At 41.4% G+C, this 15,417-nt stretch carries 18 protein-coding genes and 1 pseudogene; 9 read left to right on the forward strand and 10 right to left on the reverse strand.

The features are described from left to right. Positions 1–107 precede the first annotated feature (107 nt). The 3 genes from rpsG to LXF01_RS12905 form a co-directional block, all read right to left on the reverse strand. Positions 108–578 (reverse strand): 30S ribosomal protein S7, encoded by a 471-nt coding sequence (gene rpsG, locus LXF01_RS12895; RefSeq protein WP_005011815.1) that lies wholly within the window; start codon positions 576–578, stop codon positions 108–110. 178 nt (positions 579–756) lie between these two features. Continuing rightward, complete coding sequence (gene rpsL, locus LXF01_RS12900) at positions 757–1,131, reverse strand: 30S ribosomal protein S12 (protein ID WP_000246374.1); 375 nt, start codon at positions 1,129–1,131, stop codon at positions 757–759. A gap of 155 nt (positions 1,132–1,286) precedes the next feature. Next, positions 1,287–2,747, reverse strand: a complete 1,461-nt coding sequence (locus LXF01_RS12905) for an EcsC family protein (RefSeq protein WP_233944501.1) — start codon at positions 2,745–2,747, stop codon at positions 1,287–1,289. 273 nt (positions 2,748–3,020) lie between these two features. On the opposite strand from LXF01_RS12905, the gene LXF01_RS12910 reads away from it, so the two are divergent. The 3 genes and pseudogenes from LXF01_RS12910 to LXF01_RS17615 all read left to right on the forward strand — a co-directional run bounded on the left by LXF01_RS12910 (position 3,021) and on the right by LXF01_RS17615 (position 5,858). Next, complete coding sequence (locus tag LXF01_RS12910) at positions 3,021–4,250, forward strand: beta-ketoacyl synthase N-terminal-like domain-containing protein (protein WP_111885033.1); 1,230 nt, start codon at positions 3,021–3,023, stop codon at positions 4,248–4,250. A gap of 68 nt (positions 4,251–4,318) precedes the next feature. Next, positions 4,319–4,771, forward strand: coding sequence for a protoporphyrinogen oxidase HemJ (gene hemJ, locus LXF01_RS12915; protein ID WP_233944502.1), 453 nt, complete (start codon positions 4,319–4,321; stop codon positions 4,769–4,771). 764 nt (positions 4,772–5,535) lie between these two features. Beyond that, positions 5,536–5,858, forward strand: a pseudogene (locus LXF01_RS17615) (sporulation protein). A 321-nt stretch (positions 5,859–6,179) separates the two neighbouring features. Here LXF01_RS17615 and lysM read toward each other — a convergent pair. From lysM to LXF01_RS12950, 6 genes are all read right to left on the reverse strand, one after another. Beyond that, complete coding sequence (gene lysM, locus LXF01_RS12925; RefSeq protein WP_078190053.1) at positions 6,180–6,653, reverse strand: peptidoglycan-binding protein LysM; 474 nt, start codon at positions 6,651–6,653, stop codon at positions 6,180–6,182. A gap of 191 nt (positions 6,654–6,844) precedes the next feature. Beyond that, positions 6,845–7,081: an acyl carrier protein gene (gene acpP / locus LXF01_RS12930; protein WP_078190054.1), complete on the reverse strand. Its 237-nt coding sequence runs from the start codon at positions 7,079–7,081 to the stop codon at positions 6,845–6,847. An 85-nt stretch (positions 7,082–7,166) separates the two neighbouring features. Next, complete coding sequence (gene fabG / locus LXF01_RS12935) at positions 7,167–7,901, reverse strand: 3-oxoacyl-ACP reductase FabG (RefSeq protein ID WP_078190055.1); 735 nt, start codon at positions 7,899–7,901, stop codon at positions 7,167–7,169. Next, the gene (gene fabD, locus LXF01_RS12940) at positions 7,898–8,878 is read right to left on the reverse strand and encodes an ACP S-malonyltransferase (RefSeq protein ID WP_233944503.1); all 981 of its coding nucleotides are present in this window, start codon (positions 8,876–8,878) and stop codon (positions 7,898–7,900) included. Before fabD ends, fabG begins: the two co-directional genes overlap by 4 nt. A gap of 205 nt (positions 8,879–9,083) precedes the next feature. Further along, the gene (gene rpmF, locus LXF01_RS12945) at positions 9,084–9,266 is read right to left on the reverse strand and encodes a 50S ribosomal protein L32 (RefSeq protein WP_004279227.1); all 183 of its coding nucleotides are present in this window, start codon (positions 9,264–9,266) and stop codon (positions 9,084–9,086) included. Between the two features lie 77 nt (positions 9,267–9,343). After that, on the reverse strand, positions 9,344–9,901 hold the full coding sequence (locus LXF01_RS12950) for a YceD family protein (RefSeq protein WP_078190057.1): 558 nt from the start codon (positions 9,899–9,901) through the stop codon (positions 9,344–9,346). Positions 9,902–9,998: 97 nt separating this feature from the next. On the opposite strand from LXF01_RS12950, the gene LXF01_RS12955 reads away from it, so the two are divergent. The 3 genes from LXF01_RS12955 (at position 9,999) to LXF01_RS12965 (ending at position 11,795) form a co-directional block, all read left to right on the forward strand. Beyond that, the gene (locus LXF01_RS12955; RefSeq protein WP_180005434.1) at positions 9,999–10,661 is read left to right on the forward strand and encodes an elongation factor P hydroxylase; all 663 of its coding nucleotides are present in this window, start codon (positions 9,999–10,001) and stop codon (positions 10,659–10,661) included. An 89-nt stretch (positions 10,662–10,750) separates the two neighbouring features. Next, on the forward strand, positions 10,751–11,368 hold the full coding sequence (locus LXF01_RS12960; protein WP_078190059.1) for an L-threonylcarbamoyladenylate synthase: 618 nt from the start codon (positions 10,751–10,753) through the stop codon (positions 11,366–11,368). Between the two features lie 100 nt (positions 11,369–11,468). Continuing rightward, on the forward strand, positions 11,469–11,795 hold the full coding sequence (locus LXF01_RS12965) for a hypothetical protein (RefSeq protein WP_233944504.1): 327 nt from the start codon (positions 11,469–11,471) through the stop codon (positions 11,793–11,795). Between the two features lie 14 nt (positions 11,796–11,809). On the opposite strand, the gene LXF01_RS12970 is transcribed toward LXF01_RS12965, so the two are convergent. Next, positions 11,810–12,529, reverse strand: coding sequence for a GNAT family N-acetyltransferase (locus tag LXF01_RS12970; protein ID WP_233944505.1), 720 nt, complete (start codon positions 12,527–12,529; stop codon positions 11,810–11,812). Between the two features lie 339 nt (positions 12,530–12,868). Between LXF01_RS12970 and LXF01_RS12975 the strand changes: the two genes are divergently transcribed. Genes LXF01_RS12975 through rluB form a run of 3 tightly spaced genes read left to right on the forward strand, consistent with a single transcriptional unit; the run spans position 12,869 to position 15,416 of the window. Further along, entirely contained in the window at positions 12,869–13,663 is a 795-nt protein-coding gene (locus LXF01_RS12975; RefSeq protein ID WP_233944506.1) for a segregation and condensation protein A, read from the forward strand. Further along, complete coding sequence (gene scpB, locus LXF01_RS12980) at positions 13,660–14,256, forward strand: SMC-Scp complex subunit ScpB (RefSeq protein WP_078190063.1); 597 nt, start codon at positions 13,660–13,662, stop codon at positions 14,254–14,256. Before LXF01_RS12975 ends, scpB begins: the two co-directional genes overlap by 4 nt. Positions 14,257–14,297: 41 nt before the next feature. Then, positions 14,298–15,416 carry a 23S rRNA pseudouridine(2605) synthase RluB gene (gene rluB / locus LXF01_RS12985; protein ID WP_078194228.1) on the forward strand — a complete coding sequence of 373 codons (1,119 nt, stop codon included), beginning with the start codon at positions 14,298–14,300 and terminating at the stop codon, positions 15,414–15,416. The last annotated feature ends 1 nt before the right edge of the window (position 15,417 follow it).

Genomic DNA, 15,417 nt, shown 5'->3' on the forward strand with positions numbered 1-15,417 from the left:
TTGTTTAAAACAGGACGCTTTAAGCTGCATAGCAACTTAAAGCGATTCGATGACAAAACAGTGACAACTGATTTATCACCCTCCTGAATAGGGGCTGTTTTATCCGCTTAGAAACGGTAATGAGAGAAGGCTTTGTTGGCTTCAGCCATACGATGCACATCTTCACGTTTTTTGATCGCTGCGCCTTTACCTTCAGCTGCATCAAGCAACTCACCAGCAAGACGTAAAGCCATAGTTTTTTCAGAACGCTTAGCAGCAGCATCTACTAACCAACGCATAGCCAAGGCAGTACGACGGGATGGGCGTACTTCCATAGGCACTTGGTATGTAGCACCACCAACACGGCGTGCTTTTACTTCGACCATAGGACGAACTTTTTCAAGAGTAGTCTCGAAAAATTCAACTGGGTCTACTTTAGATTTTTCTTGAACGCGGTCTAAAGCACCGTAAACGATACTTTCAGCAATAGATTTTTTACCATCTTGCATTACGTGGTTCATGAATTTAGCGATTGTTTGGCTGCTGAACTTAGGATCCGGAAGGATTTCACGGGCAGCAACTACGCGACGTCTTGGCATTTTAATACACCTAATAAATATGACACTTCAGGTTACTCCAGCAGGTGCACAAAGTGTCATGTGCTTTCGCTGGCCTTACTATACGTCGCTTGGAATTTTCACAAAAAATGCAGAAATCAGACAAGCGAGACGATAAAGGATTGCAGTTCTAAGGAACTAAGAAGCCAATCTTTTCAGATTATTTCTTAGGACGTTTAGCACCGTATTTAGAACGAGACTGGTTACGATCTTTAACACCAGCACAGTCTAAAGAACCACGAACGGTATGGTAACGTACACCTGGTAAATCTTTAACACGACCACCACGGATAAGAACAACACTGTGCTCTTGTAGGTTATGGCCTTCACCACCGATGTAGCTAGAAACTTCAAAACCTGAAGTTAAGCGAACACGGCAAACTTTACGCATTGCTGAGTTAGGTTTTTTAGGTGTAGTTGTGTAAACACGTGTACAAACACCACGACGTTGTGGACAAGCCTTCAACGCAGGAACTTTAGATTTTTCAACTAAAGTTGTACGACCCTTACGGATCAACTGATTTGTTGTTGCCATTTGGCAATTCTCCCGTTAATAAAAAGCCCCAAAAAATACTACTTTTTGAGGGCATGCAATTGTAAGCGAAGACTTAAAATTGGTCAACAATATACGATCATCGAAAACATTTATTCATCATGAGTTGCGCAATTTTTCACCCACAAATAAATAGTTTATTTTTCAGAAGAATCTGCTGATTTTTTTGTAACTTTATCTACGGCTGCTGTTTTGGCTTTACGCGGCTTAGTTTTGGGTGCAGCTTTTTCCACTGGGACATCCTCCTGCTGTACAGATTCCAACACCTCAAACTCATCTTTTTCAGCTAAAGCAGGTTTTTGCGCAGCCCCGAGTACATGAGGCTCAACAACTTTCTCCGCAAGTGCCTCCAAACCTTCTGAGACTTTTTGTTCCTGCTCTACTTCCACTTCGGCTGCATCAGAGTTTTTAACTTGTGCTTTTTTGATGACTTTTACTGCGCGGATACTCTCATGACCTGTAACATCTATGGTCTGATCTAGTACCGGCTCAGCCAAATCAATATCTTTCGCCTTAATACCTTCTAGTAATTTAGGTGTTGCTTGAGCAAGCAACTCAAGAGATCGCTCATAGGCATGTAAAGGTGACAAGCTAATATCCTGATGCTGCAAAATATATTGGCGCGCATTAGAAAAGACTTGCTGTGCCTTCTGATTCACTTCATCCACTAAACGGCGACTATACACCACACTTACACCAACACTCGCCACAGGAGATAATCGTGATAGCTGATTTAACAATGAAACTTTTGGCATTTGATTGAGCCATGCCCACTTAAACTGACCATTTTCATCTAGTACATATTTTTTCAATGCTGCTGCATCAGTATCTGAACCCACCAATTGCTGCAATTGATGTAAATCACTATTTTGTAGCGTACTACTCAGAGCTTTTATTGCCATAAGCAAAGTTTGTTTTTCTGCAATTAAACTCAAGTCGACCTGTTTAAAAATAAACTGAACAATATCTTGGTCACTTTCTTTGCTTAAGTCGAAACCATAAGAACGTCCAACTTGATAAATCACTCGCAGAGTCATAATCAGTGAAGCAGGGATATCAATACTTGAACCAATGACACCTGTCGCACCTGTTAAAGCCCCTTGAATCGAAGCAATCCATTTATTTTGCTCACCCAGAGCCTGACTAATACGACGCGAACGATCGACATCTTGTGTCAACTCTTCTAAATCACGTACCCCAGCTTCATCCAGTACAGCATCTACAGATGAAATATCCGAACTAAAATGATTAAGTCGATCAAATAAATAATCAGAAATTTTGTCACTAAACTGAGGAGCAACAAAATTAGCCACATTATTTACAGTATTAAAATGTCGACCGAATAATTGTCTAGAAACATTTGGAACGTGTTCACGTAAGATTTGCTGAGGATTATCATATTTTTTTACATCAAATACGCCCGCTTGCCTTGACTGCCCCTCCAAGGTTTGACCATTTTTTTGAGGTTGAATGACCTTAGTTACGGATTCGGGTGCGACATGATTAATGATGGACACCCCAGTAGAACTGAGCTTTTTAGCCACTCCAAAGGCGTTTGAGAGTAGACCTGCCGTTGGTTTATTATTCGTTTTCGCCATTCCCTACCTCATTAAAACTATTCTTGAAATTATTGATAAATACTAGGTGTAGTCAAACTTTATCACAACTTGAATATGTATCTTTAAGTTAAGTTTTTTGCTGTAAAGTTGCAAATTAGCTCAGTCAACAATAGGCATAGGATTTGCCATAAGAATTCAAAAAGCTTTCTGCTATCATTATTCCAATCAAATTATATGAGTTCGCCTATTTAGAAAGTTTCCTTCGTATACTTTCTATAGCTTGCTCATACACTACCTATAAAGGATCTGTAGATGAAACGTGTTGTAATCACTGGTATGGGCATCAACTCATGCATTGGTAATACATTAGAAGATGTCACTCATTCTTTGCAAAACGGGATTTCTGGAACACGTTTCAACCCAAGTTATGCTGAACTTAATTTTAAAAGTCATGTCAGTGCGGCTGCAGAACAAAACTTTGACGGTATTGACCGCCGTTTAAAACGCTTTATGGGCGTATGCGCAATGTATGCATACAACTCAGCTTTGGCTGCGGTAGAAAATGCAGGCTTAACAGCAGAACAAATTGGCGGTAATCCACGTTACGGTATTGCGGGTGGGTCAGGTGGTGGTTCAACTGCATCTGTTGTTGAAATGAAAGAACTTCTAGACACCAAAGGTGCACGTAAAGTTGGTCCATTCTTTGTACCACGTAACATGACCAACACCATTACTGCAAACGTGGGTGTTGCATTTAAAATGCAAGGTATTGCACACACCATTACTAGCGCATGTGCAACATCTGCAGATGCCATTGGTTATGCATACAACCTGATTCAATTAGGCAAACAAGACTTAATGCTTGCCGGTGGTGGTGAAGAAGACCATTGGTCACAAAGTCTTTTATTTGATGCAATGGGCGCACTTTGTTCAAAATACAATGACACCCCTGAAACTGCTTCCCGACCTTACTCTGCTGACCGTGACGGTTTCGTGATCGCTGGCGGCGGTGGCTTTGTTGTACTAGAATCTCTTGAGCATGCTCAAGCACGTGGCGCAAACATTTTGGCTGAAGTTGTCGGCTATGCAGCAAACTCTGATGGTGCTGACATGGTTGCACCATCTGGCGAAGGTGCGACGCGTTGTATCCTTATGGCTTTAGAAGAAGCTAAACAACATGGTGTAGATACCATCGACTATGTTAATACACACGGCACATCTACTCCGGCAGGTGATGTTACTGAACTTAAAGCAATGGAGCGTGCTTTCGGTGAAGGACAAGTTCCTCCACTCAGCTCGACCAAGTCGATGACTGGTCACAGCCTGGGTGCTGCAGGTGTACAAGAAGCGATTTACTCTATTCTGATGATGCAAAATGACTTTATTGCACCAAACATCAACGTGACTGAACTTGACGAAGGTGCAAAACCTTTTGATATCGTACTTGAAAAACGTGACGCAAAATTGAATACTGTGATGAGTAACAGTTTTGGTTTTGGCGGTGTAAACGCTTGCCTCGTTTTCAAAAAATGGGAAGCTTAATATAAAGTTTGCTGCTTTGGTACTTCGGTGCCAAAGCACACACCCACCGCCCTTTTAAGGGTCAATATATGGATGCTCCATCAGATGCTTTCCTCTGGGTCAAAGCATTACATATCATCGCAGTTGTTTGCTGGTTCGCAGCGCTATTCTATCTCCCTCGCCTTTATGTCTACCACGCTATGAGTGATGATGCTACGAGTCATCAGCGCTTTCAAATCATGGAACGCAAGCTATACCGTGGCATTATGTGGCCTGCGATGATCGCAACACTTATTACTGCACACTTTTTAGTAGATTGGGGCGATGCAACACGCCATTACCATGAAGCACTGTGGTTTTACCTCAAAGTAGGTTTAGTTGGCCTTTTAGTTGTTTATCACTTGGTTTGTGGTTATTACCGTAAAAAGCTTATCGAAAATGCACATTATAAGTCGCATAAATTCTGGCGTTATTTTAATGAAATGCCAACTTTGATTTTATTTGCGGTGGTTATTTTAGTTGTGGTGAAGCCAAGCTTCTAAGCCAAATACACAAAGCCTCGAAAATTCGGGGCTTTTATTTATTTGTTACTATCCATTATTGCTTCTCGAGAAATAAAATCCTCTCGCTTACCCAATCAATCTCACATTGCATTGCATCAAAATGACTTTCTCGACCATACTGCTCCTCATCTGCAATACACGCCTGCTCTTTTAAATGCAGCCAATGACACTATGACTCTCGCAAAGCTTTTGCCTTAATCGCAGATAATGAATGGATTTTTACCTGATAAATCTGATTCAGTTTTTGATCCACCTGCTCAAATTCTTCCATATAACAAGCCAATCTCGTTATGCTGAGTACTATCTGAAATACATTTAGTTTGATATTCACCCGCATAAACAAAACCGCAAGATAAAATACCCAAAACAGAAAAACATCCGAAAATACCTTTTAATAATCGCATAAACCCCTGCTTAATTTAGTTTTCATTATTCTATTCAACAGCCTTGCATCTTATGCCACTCACACCATGACAAAGCAAATTTATTCACCCCAAAGCTCAAAATAAATACCAAAACAACACCTTACCGTAATATTCTCTTTGTATAATTTCAATATTTCCCAGTCTCTTATATCTTTAAATTTCATGCTCAATAAAGTGTTATCCAATCTTAGCCTGCAAGGCATTAAAATTGACACCCATCTCTACACATCACGGCTTTACCCCGGTCAAAGCCTGTAAGGCCAAATTAATTTCCAAGGCGCATCCAGCAATAAAAATATTAATGGCATTTACCTGCAGCTGATGACGCAAGCAGAAGTCGAATCTGGTGACCATGAACATAAGCAAGAGCTTTGTATTGCACAATGGCATATAAGCGGCGCATTTCAATTCCTAGCAAACCAGTCACATCAATTGCCATTCAACATCCAGCTACCCTTTGAACCCCAGTGACACAGTTACAGTGCGCACGAAACAGCACACATGTTTGGCTGCATACACACTTAGATGTCGATTGGGGCTTAGATGCCAGTGATCGTGATTATATCCAAACCTATCTAACACCTCTCATGCAAGGCATTATTCAAGCAATGCGGTTATATCCTCTGCTCAGCAGATGTTGAACGCGGACAATTTAATGGCGGGCATTTTCGCTCTACTCTAAGTTACTACCAAGAGTTAGAGTTCCGCCAACAGCAATGAGGGGGGGCTGGAATTAATAAAGTTTAGATTTCTTTTGTCACAGAAGCACAGCAAACACACATTCTGTTTGAAATAGACCGCAAAATGCGTAAAGACGGTTACCGCACACTAAGCTTACCGCACCAGCAAATTAACCCTGCATGTTTACTTAGTGAAATACAACGTTTACTGCGTTAACTTTAAAAAAGCAAAACAAAAAAAAAGCCATCGAAAGATGGCTTTTTTACTGTAAACACAAATATTTATGCAGGAATACGCAGCACTTGCCCCGGGAAAATGTCATCAGCATTTTTTAACAAAGGACGGTTTGCTTCAAAAATTTTATTGTATTGATTTGCATCACCATAAAATTCTTTAGAAATCTTAGAAAGATTATCGCCTGATTTAACAGTGTAGAATTTACTTTCAGGCTCAGGACTCGTCACTGTTAACTGATCATCCACTTGCGCCACATGATCAATATTTCCTACTGCTAAGATAATCTTTTCACGATCTGCTTGGCTTTGTACCTGACCTTTCACTGTTGCTAGATCTGAAGTCCCGTTATAACTCACAGACAAGCCTGTTACAGGTAAGCCCAGTGCTTTGATATGACCCAATAACTTATTGGCAATTTCTTGTGCAGATGGTTCAGAAGGTGTTGCTGGCGCTGCCTGAGGTTCTGCAGGCGCTGTATTTTTTTTACCAATACCTTTTACAAAATCAAAAAGACCCATGTTTTTCTCCGTTGTTTTTACTGTTTTAAATCATTTAACTATTGTTCAAACTCTATTTTTATAGCTAAAAAATAACCGCTTTTGAGTTGTTGTTGGTGACAGAAACGTAAGCTAATGTAAAAACAAAATATTCGGCATAAAAAAAGCCACCGAATGGTGGCTTTTTAAATCAGCATCGCTGAAATCTAAAATTAACCTAGTTTCTTAGAAACGTAGTCAATTGCAGATTGTACAGTAGTGATTTCGTTTGAATCTTCATCAGGAATAGTGATGTCGAAATCGTTTTCGAAAGACATAACTAATTCAACTAGGTCTAGAGAGTCTGCACCTAAGTCATCCATGAAAGAAGCTTCGTTTTTGATCTCGTCTGCTTTAAGACCAAGTTGTTCAGCTACTGCTTGTTTTACGCGTTGTTCGATATCGCTCACAGGAATTCTCCTCATTGCTTGTGGCGTTTTTAATGCCGTTAGTTTAATTGAATCTAAATCGTTTTGAAAGTTTATACTTGAGCGCTTAGCTCATGTATAAACCACCATTTACATGTAATACAGTTCCGGTAATGTAACTTGCCTTTTCAGAAGCAAGAAAACTTACGGCATTTGCGATATCTTGTGGCTCACCTAAACGGTTTAAAGCCACTTGATCACTCATCTTTTTACGAATTTCTTCGCTTAACTGTTCTGTCATTTCTGTTGCAATAAAGCCCGGAGCCACTGCATTTACAGTGATTTGGCGGCTTCCCATCTCTTTTGCAAGGCTGCGACCAAAGGCCTCAATCCCTGCTTTTGCAGCAGAATAGTTTGCTTGTCCTGGGTTAGCAAAATGTGCAACCACAGAACTAATATTAATAATTCGGCCAAAACGTGCTTTGGTCATACCCTTTAAAACACGTTTAGAAAGTCGATAAACGGCTTTCAAATGAATGTTGAGAATGTCATCCCAATCATCTTCTGACATACGAAGTAACAAATTATCTTTGGTAATACCAGCATTGTTCACCAAAACCAATACAGAACCAAAGTTTTGCTCAATGTCTGATACCAATGCATCAATTGCAGTTGCATCACGTACATCTAGAACTTTACCCGCACCATTTTCAGCAAAAGCAGCAGATAATTTTTCTGCACCCGCTTCTGATGTTGCCGTACCTACAACAAAATAACCGTCTTGAATCAATTGCTGAGCAATTGCTGCTCCAATCCCTCGGCTCGCACCTGTTACTAAAGCAACTTTGCGTTCTTGTGTCATGCAATTTTCCCTTCTGCCACTAAAATGGCATTCAGTGCATCTTCCATACGACCTTTCGTGTCGAGTGGGAATGCTTTTTCAATATTTGGCAAACGTTTTGCGAGATTCGCAAGGACATTACCCGGACCACATTCAGCAATGTACTGAATACCTTGGTCTTGCAAATACTGCATGGTCTTTGTCCACTGTACAGATTGGTATAACTGTGCAGTTAACGCCTGACGTAATTGCGCTACATCAGTCGCGATTTCAGCGCCTACATTTTGTATTACAGGTATAGTAGGCAGCTCAATGGCAGTTTGTTCCAATGCTGTCGCAAACTGTTCAGCAGCAGGTTTCATCAATGCACAATGCGATGGCACAGAAACCGGAAGTGCGATTGCCTTACCGCCATTATCTTTAGCAGCAGCCATAACCGCTTCAACCATGGCTTTATCGCCCGCAATGACAACTTGACCTTGTGCATTGTAGTTTGCAGCATCTACTGAACCTGGGCCTTCTGCTTGAGCACAAAGTTCAACGACTTTTGCATCATCTAGACCCAAAATTGCCGCCATTGCACCTTGACCTTCAGGTACAGCACTTTGCATTAACTGACCACGTAGGTTCACCAATTTAACGGCATCACCTAGGCTCATCGCTCCCGCAGCAACCAAGGCGCTGTATTCACCTAAAGAGTGACCCGCAAGGTATTTCGGTGCAACACCACCTAACTCTAACCACACACGCCATAAAGCAATACTGGCAGTCAGTAGCACAGGTTGAGTAAATTCTGTTTGGTTTAACCCTTCACCACTTTGAGCAATTTGCCAAAGATCAAAGCCAGCCGCTTCTGATGCTTCTGCAAATGTTGCTTGCACACTACTAAACTGTTCTGCAAGTTCAGCGAGCATGCCGACTTTCTGTGACCCTTGACCCGGGAACACGAATGCAGTTTTAGTAGCTTGAGCTGCTTGCTCGAGTTGTTTAGCAGACATAAAAAAATCCTTTATCAAGACTGGTGAATTTATGCTATTTGGACATTTATTCAACACAATCCCATGTAAGCTTGTTTCAAGGACGGAAATTTAACACTTAATTTTTGTCTTGGTAATTGCCAAATGCAACAAAAAATCGGTACAAAAAAAGGGAGCTTAACGCTCCCATTTTTTCTACTAAGCTTGACGCTTAATACATCACCAATTATTCAGCAGATGCTTTAGCGAATAATTGACGACCACGGTAGATACCATCTTTAGATACGTGGTGACGACGGTGAGTCTCGCCAGTAGCTTGGTCTACAGTTAATGCATTCTCGGTTAAAGCGTCATGTGAACGGCGCATGTCACGGCGAGAGCGACTTTTACGGTTTTGCTGAACGGCCATGATGGCTCCTTACAAAGATCGAAAAAATGGATCAGAACAAATTCGATTGTCTTATACTCAAGAGTATAACACAAAAATTAGTTAAGTTTACCCTTCAAACCTGCCAAAACATCAAACGGGTTGTCCCGTTTTTCTTCAACAAGCTCTTCAGCGGCAGGTTGATGCTTATGTTCACAAGCGTCATGCTTAGGTGACAAAGGCATCAACAATAACAATTCATCCTCTATCAGTGAGAGTAAATCAGCAGTCGCAGGCGCATCATATGAACCTTTGGTTGTTGCTTCACTTTCACCTAAAACGATGAAATCAGCATCCTCATCCAAGCGCTCTATCAGTGACTCGTCATCTACAAGAGCTAGATGAAAACTTAAAACAAGTGGAATCTCAACAGTATCCAGACAACGCTGGCATTCCATTGGAACATTTGTTTCAACATGACCATCTAGCCATACAATGCGATGATAAGCATCCATTGATAGCTTACAGTCTATGTTAATCAATTGATCATCAATTGATCCAACAGCTTCACGAGCAATACGAACAAAGCGAGATAATGGCAGTGTTCCTGACCATTTAAAGCCCTGTTCAGCCCATTTAAACGGCTCAATCTGTGCCGGAAAGGTATTTGCTGACATAATTAAGGCGGCAATTCTACAAATTCATCAGTACTCTGTCAAAGATTAAGATACAATTTTGTACTTATTTAGACAGACCATTTGGGTAACTTAAGTTATGCATCTGTTGCAGCCGCAAACAGAAGTGAATGTTTCATCACTTATGAGCACAATTTCAACGCTTGATTCTGACATTTCAACTGACCAAGTGCAACTCTCGGCTTGGGAGAAACTTTCCACAGAAACAGAACACGTCGATTGGCTCATCTTACACTTTAATCATTGGTTTTCCCACCTGAATGTGAGCTTAGTGAAAGGTGACTTTGAGCCCGAGTACTTTCCTGCCGATTCAAACGGCCCTGCCCGTATTCAATTTGCCCATGGTTATTTCAATAGCGCCCTGCATGAAATTAGCCATTGGACTATTGCTGGCGATCAACGTCGTTTACTTCCCGATTTAGGCTATTGGTATGCACCAGATGGTCGCAGCAAAGAGCAACAAGCCCTCTTTGAACAGGTAGAAATTAAGCCCCAAGCGATCGAATGGTTATTTGCCAAAGCCTTTGGACGTAAGTTTCGTGTATCACTCGATAACCTCACTGGTGAAGGAGGAGATGGCAGCAGCTTTAAAGATAATGTCTATGCACAATTACAGGCTTATTTTAAAGGTGAAGCCAAACTTCCACGCGATGCTTGGCGCTTTATCCAATGCATTTGCCACTGTACACGTGCTGGCAAAATGTTACAGGCGAATGAATTTCAACGTGAAATGCTTGATTAAATTATACAATTTGACTGCATTTCACGTTGCACAAAGCGAATGGACCGCGACATAATGTCTAGAGCTTTTAATAATAAGAGGAAAACGACATGTTGCATTTAAGAATACATCCGGAAAATCCTCAGCCCCGTTTAATTACGCAGGCCGTTGAACGGATTCGTGCCGGCGATGTGGTGGTTTATCCTACAGATGCCGCCTATGCCATCGGTTGCCAGATTGGGAACAAAAATGCCATGGAACGCATTGCCCAAATTCGTCAGCTCGATGCTAAACATCAATATGCGATTATTTGTGCAGATTTATCTGACATTGCCACTTATGCCAAAGTCGACAATGCCATGTATCGTTTATTGAAAAATAACACCCCTGCTGTCACTACCTTTATTTTACCTGCGACCAGTGAAGTTCCTCGCCGTTTAATGCATCCTAAAAAGAAAACCATTGGACTGCGTATTCCGAGCAACCCGATTTGCCAATTATTACTCAAAGAGCTCGGTGAGCCTTTATTAACATCGACCTTAATTTTACCAGGCCAAAAAGAACCGATTGATGATCCTTACGAAATTGAACTGCAAATCGGCAAACGCATAGATGTATTGATTGATGGCGGTTTAGGTACTTTAAATACCACTAGCGTTGTAAACCTTGCAGGTGAATACCCTGAAGTGATTCGCCGTGGTGTCGGTGATGTCAGTGCATTTGAATAGCATGTACTATTAAATACATGCTGTCGATTAGAAGCACAGCATGTAAAATACATCGGCTCAAAACGCGGTTAAAGCACCTTTCGATAAAGGAATCGACCTGATGACTTTATTTCAGATTTTACTCAAGCTCCAAAATGCGACAGACCTCAGTGTCTCCGAGCAAAGCAGTCTCAATCATCTTGCTATATATGCCACTGAGCCTTGGACTTTAGAATCCACGGCTCAACTAAGGGCAATAGATAAAAATTTAATTTCACCAATAGCGACAACACAGCCGCAGGCTTTTTCTTACTTTCTACATGCATCAACGGTCAAATCGCTGTTTAAACGTAGAGCTAGTCAAAATCTCTGCTCGCAAGCACAGTGCCAACACATTATCGAATTTGCACTTGAACAAAGGGTCTTACTAACAGGCTTAAAACCTTGATAGTGTGCTTTTGCTCAAGCGCAATAAAGCTGCATAAATTCTTTTAAGTGAATTTTTTGTTGTCCCTGCTCATCAAAATTATTTGTATTGAGCCAAGCTTCATATGCTTGAGACAACATTGGCCAATCCTGATCCAACATCGCAAACCAAGCAGTATCACGATTACGACCTTTCACTATCACATGTTGACGAAACAACCCTTCAAATTGAAAGCCAAAACGCAAAGCAGCGTTTTTCGAAGGCGTGTTCAAGTCATCACACTTCCACTCCACCCGTCGATATCCCGCTGCAAAGCATGCTTTTAACAATAGATAAATGGTTTCTGTTGCTGCGGTTGATTGCTTCATTAAACTTGAAAAATAGACATTGCCAATTTCAATGACAGCATGTGCTGGGCGTACATTAAGCAAACCAACCCATCCTACAATGGCATCACCAACTTCAATGACATAATGTATCGAACCGGCAAAATGAAAGGAATGCTGAAAATAATCAAGCAATTGCTGCATGCTTAGAATTTGAGAATAAGGCAAATACGTCCAACAGCGTTCATCAGGTTCTAGTTGTACTGTCTGCCATAGCCGCTGTAAAAGACTATCATCAAGCTGATCGGGCAACATCGGAATAAGTCGAACAGATTGCCCCTCTTCGGTTTTACACCTGAACTGGCAAGGTTCAAACTGCGCCAACGTCATCCCTACGGCCTGACCCCATTGATTATATTGTTGTGGCATAGCAAATATTCTTTTAGTCAATTCATTCAAATCATTTCATGCTGGACGCCCATCATCCAGATATCACAGCTTAAATGAGTTCATTGAGTGATGAGTGTATTTTTTACAATTAACACAAGATGTGATCGATATCACAGCTTTAAAATTTTACATGTGTATAAATAAAGCCTATTCCCTATAAATTTTAAGTTTTTTACCCAATTCAACCGTTCAGTAATTTCTTTAAACGCATTTTTCCATTACACTATTCCCCATAACTTTTGTGCTTTTACTTTCGATGTGAGATCGAAGCGAAAGCTGTCTGCATGCCTTTGAAAATTCGCGTGGCCTATAATTGCAATGAACCAAACTGTCCATAATTCTATGGAAGATGCTCCACACATTCGCGTTTTGGATGAGTGGCAAGAAGCTATTCCAGAAGATTTGTACATTCCACCCGCTGCATTTGAAATTCTATTAGAGCATTTCGAAGGACCACTCGACTTTCTGATTTACCTGATTCAAAAAAATGGCTTCGACTTATTACAAGTCGATATTGCCCCGATTGCATCCCAATATTTGTCTTATATGGATGCAATGAAATCCCTAGATATTGAATTAACCGCAGACTATATGGTGATGGCAGCCCTATTGGCCGATTTAAAATCGCGTCTATTATTGCCAAAACCTAAATCGACCGCGGCACATGAACAAGATCCTAAACAAGAATTGATTGACCGTTTAGAAACGTATTTGCGCATCAAACAAGCTGCGGAAAGATTAGGTCAAATGTCAGTGTTGGATCGAGATACTTTCGATACCAATGTCAGTTTAGGAACAATAGTCGAAACCAATGATGGCTATGACATTCAATTACTTCGTGATGCCATACTCTGTGTTTTTAATCGACCAGAACCGGTTACCCACCAAATTTTACAAGAGCCTGTTTTACTCGAAGAACGCATTGCTTATATCGAAACTAAGCTTGAGTCAGGTAAAGTATTAGATTTTGCGGACTTACTCAAGCCAAGCCAAGGCCGCATGGGTGTTGTCGTGACATTTATGGCCGTGTTGGAACTGACACGCCAACAAAAAGTTCAAATTGTCGCATCAGGTGTAGAAGCACCGCTTGCAATTCAGGGAGCACGTGCATGAACACTGAACTTAAACAAATGACTGCAGTGTCTTCAGAAGATAATCTGCATGAAATTTTGATGCAGCTTGAAGCCATTATTTTTGCCAGTGAAGCGGCGGTGAGTATTGCCCGTTTAAAAGAGGCTTTCCAAGACCGTTTCAGTAAAACCGAATTACGCCAATATTTGCAGCAACTTTCAATGCTGCAACACGGCAGATCAATTGAACTTGTTGAAACCGCTCAAGGTTTCCGTTTTCAAGTACGTGCAAAATATCGTAATATTATTGCACAGACCTGGCCTGAACGACCAACTCGTTTATCGCCATCCTTGCTCGAAACTCTTTCTGTCATTGCTTACCATCAACCGGTAACCCGCGCAGATATTGAGCAAATCCGTGGGGTGACCAACAATAGTCAAATTTTACGTACGTTATTTGACTGGAACTGGATTAAAGAATCTGGTTTTCGTGAACTCCCAGGACGACCCGCGTTGTTAGTTACAACGCCTCAATTTTTAAATGCTTTTGGTCTAACCTCTTTGGGCCAATTGCCTCCCCTGCAGGATGCCAAGGAAGCTTTTATGGCCCTCGATGCAAATGCACCGAAGTCATAAATAGGTGAACTGTTGATGATAATTTCTAAGGTTATGCTGTCATGAGTGAAAAATTGCAAAAGGTGCTCGCACGCGTTGGTTTGGGTTCTCGCCGTTATATGGAAGAAGTCATTGCCGCTGGTCGTGTGAGCGTAAATGGGCAAGTTGCCCAAGTGGGTGAACGTATTGAACCGGGTGATGAGCTTCGCATCGATGGTCGTAAAGTTCAGTTCCAAATTGAAGACGAGATTCGTCGCCGTGTGTTGATTTACTACAAACCAGAAGGCGAAATTTGCTCACGCAATGACCCTGAAAACCGTCCAACGGTATTTGAACAATTACCTCAAATTACAGGTGATCGTTGGGTGATGGTGGGTCGTCTAGATATCAACTCTACAGGTCTATTGCTGTTCACGAATGACGGTGAACTGGCGAACCGTTTAATGCACCCTTCTAGCGAAATCGAACGTGAATATGCCGTTCGTGTCATGGGTGAAGTCACTCCTCAGTTAAAAAACAACATGTTACAAGGCGTTGTTTTAGATGATGGCCCTGCAAAATTTGAGTCATTCTCTGAAATTGGTGGTGACGGTATTAACCGTTGGTATCAAGTGGTTGTAAAAGAAGGTCGTAACCGCGAAGTTCGTCGTATTTTCGAATCTCAAGGCTTAAAAGTGAGCCGTCTTTTACGTACACGTTATGGTTCAGTAATTCTGCCACGCGAACTACGTACTGGTCGTTGGATCGAGCTAGATAAACAAGATATTGACAACTTAACCAAGTCAGTTGAGCTTAAACCACGTCAAGGTACTGGCCTGTTTGGTATGGCGAAACGTCGTACTGAACGTATGCAAGACAAACCAATGGCAGCACGTCGTGGTGGTTACTTACGCCAACAACGTCGTGACAGTGACGAAAACCAGCCACAACAAAGCAATGGTTATCAAGACAATCGTGGCGAACGTCGTACTGGTCGTACTGAAGGTGGTTTCCAAGGCAATGGATTTAATCGTTCAGAGCGTCGCAACGACGGTTTCAACAATAACCGTAATGATCGCAACAGTGAAAACTTCGGTAACCGTGAACGTCGTAACGACAATTTTGGCAATCGTGAGCGTCGTAATGACTCTGTGCCAAGTCGTGCATTTAGCGGAAACAACAAAGGCTTTAAGAAATTTTAAT

Origin of the sequence: Acinetobacter sp. SH20PTE14, from assembly GCF_021391555.1 — a bacterium.
Classification (GTDB): Bacteria; Pseudomonadota; Gammaproteobacteria; order Pseudomonadales; family Moraxellaceae; genus Acinetobacter; species Acinetobacter amyesii.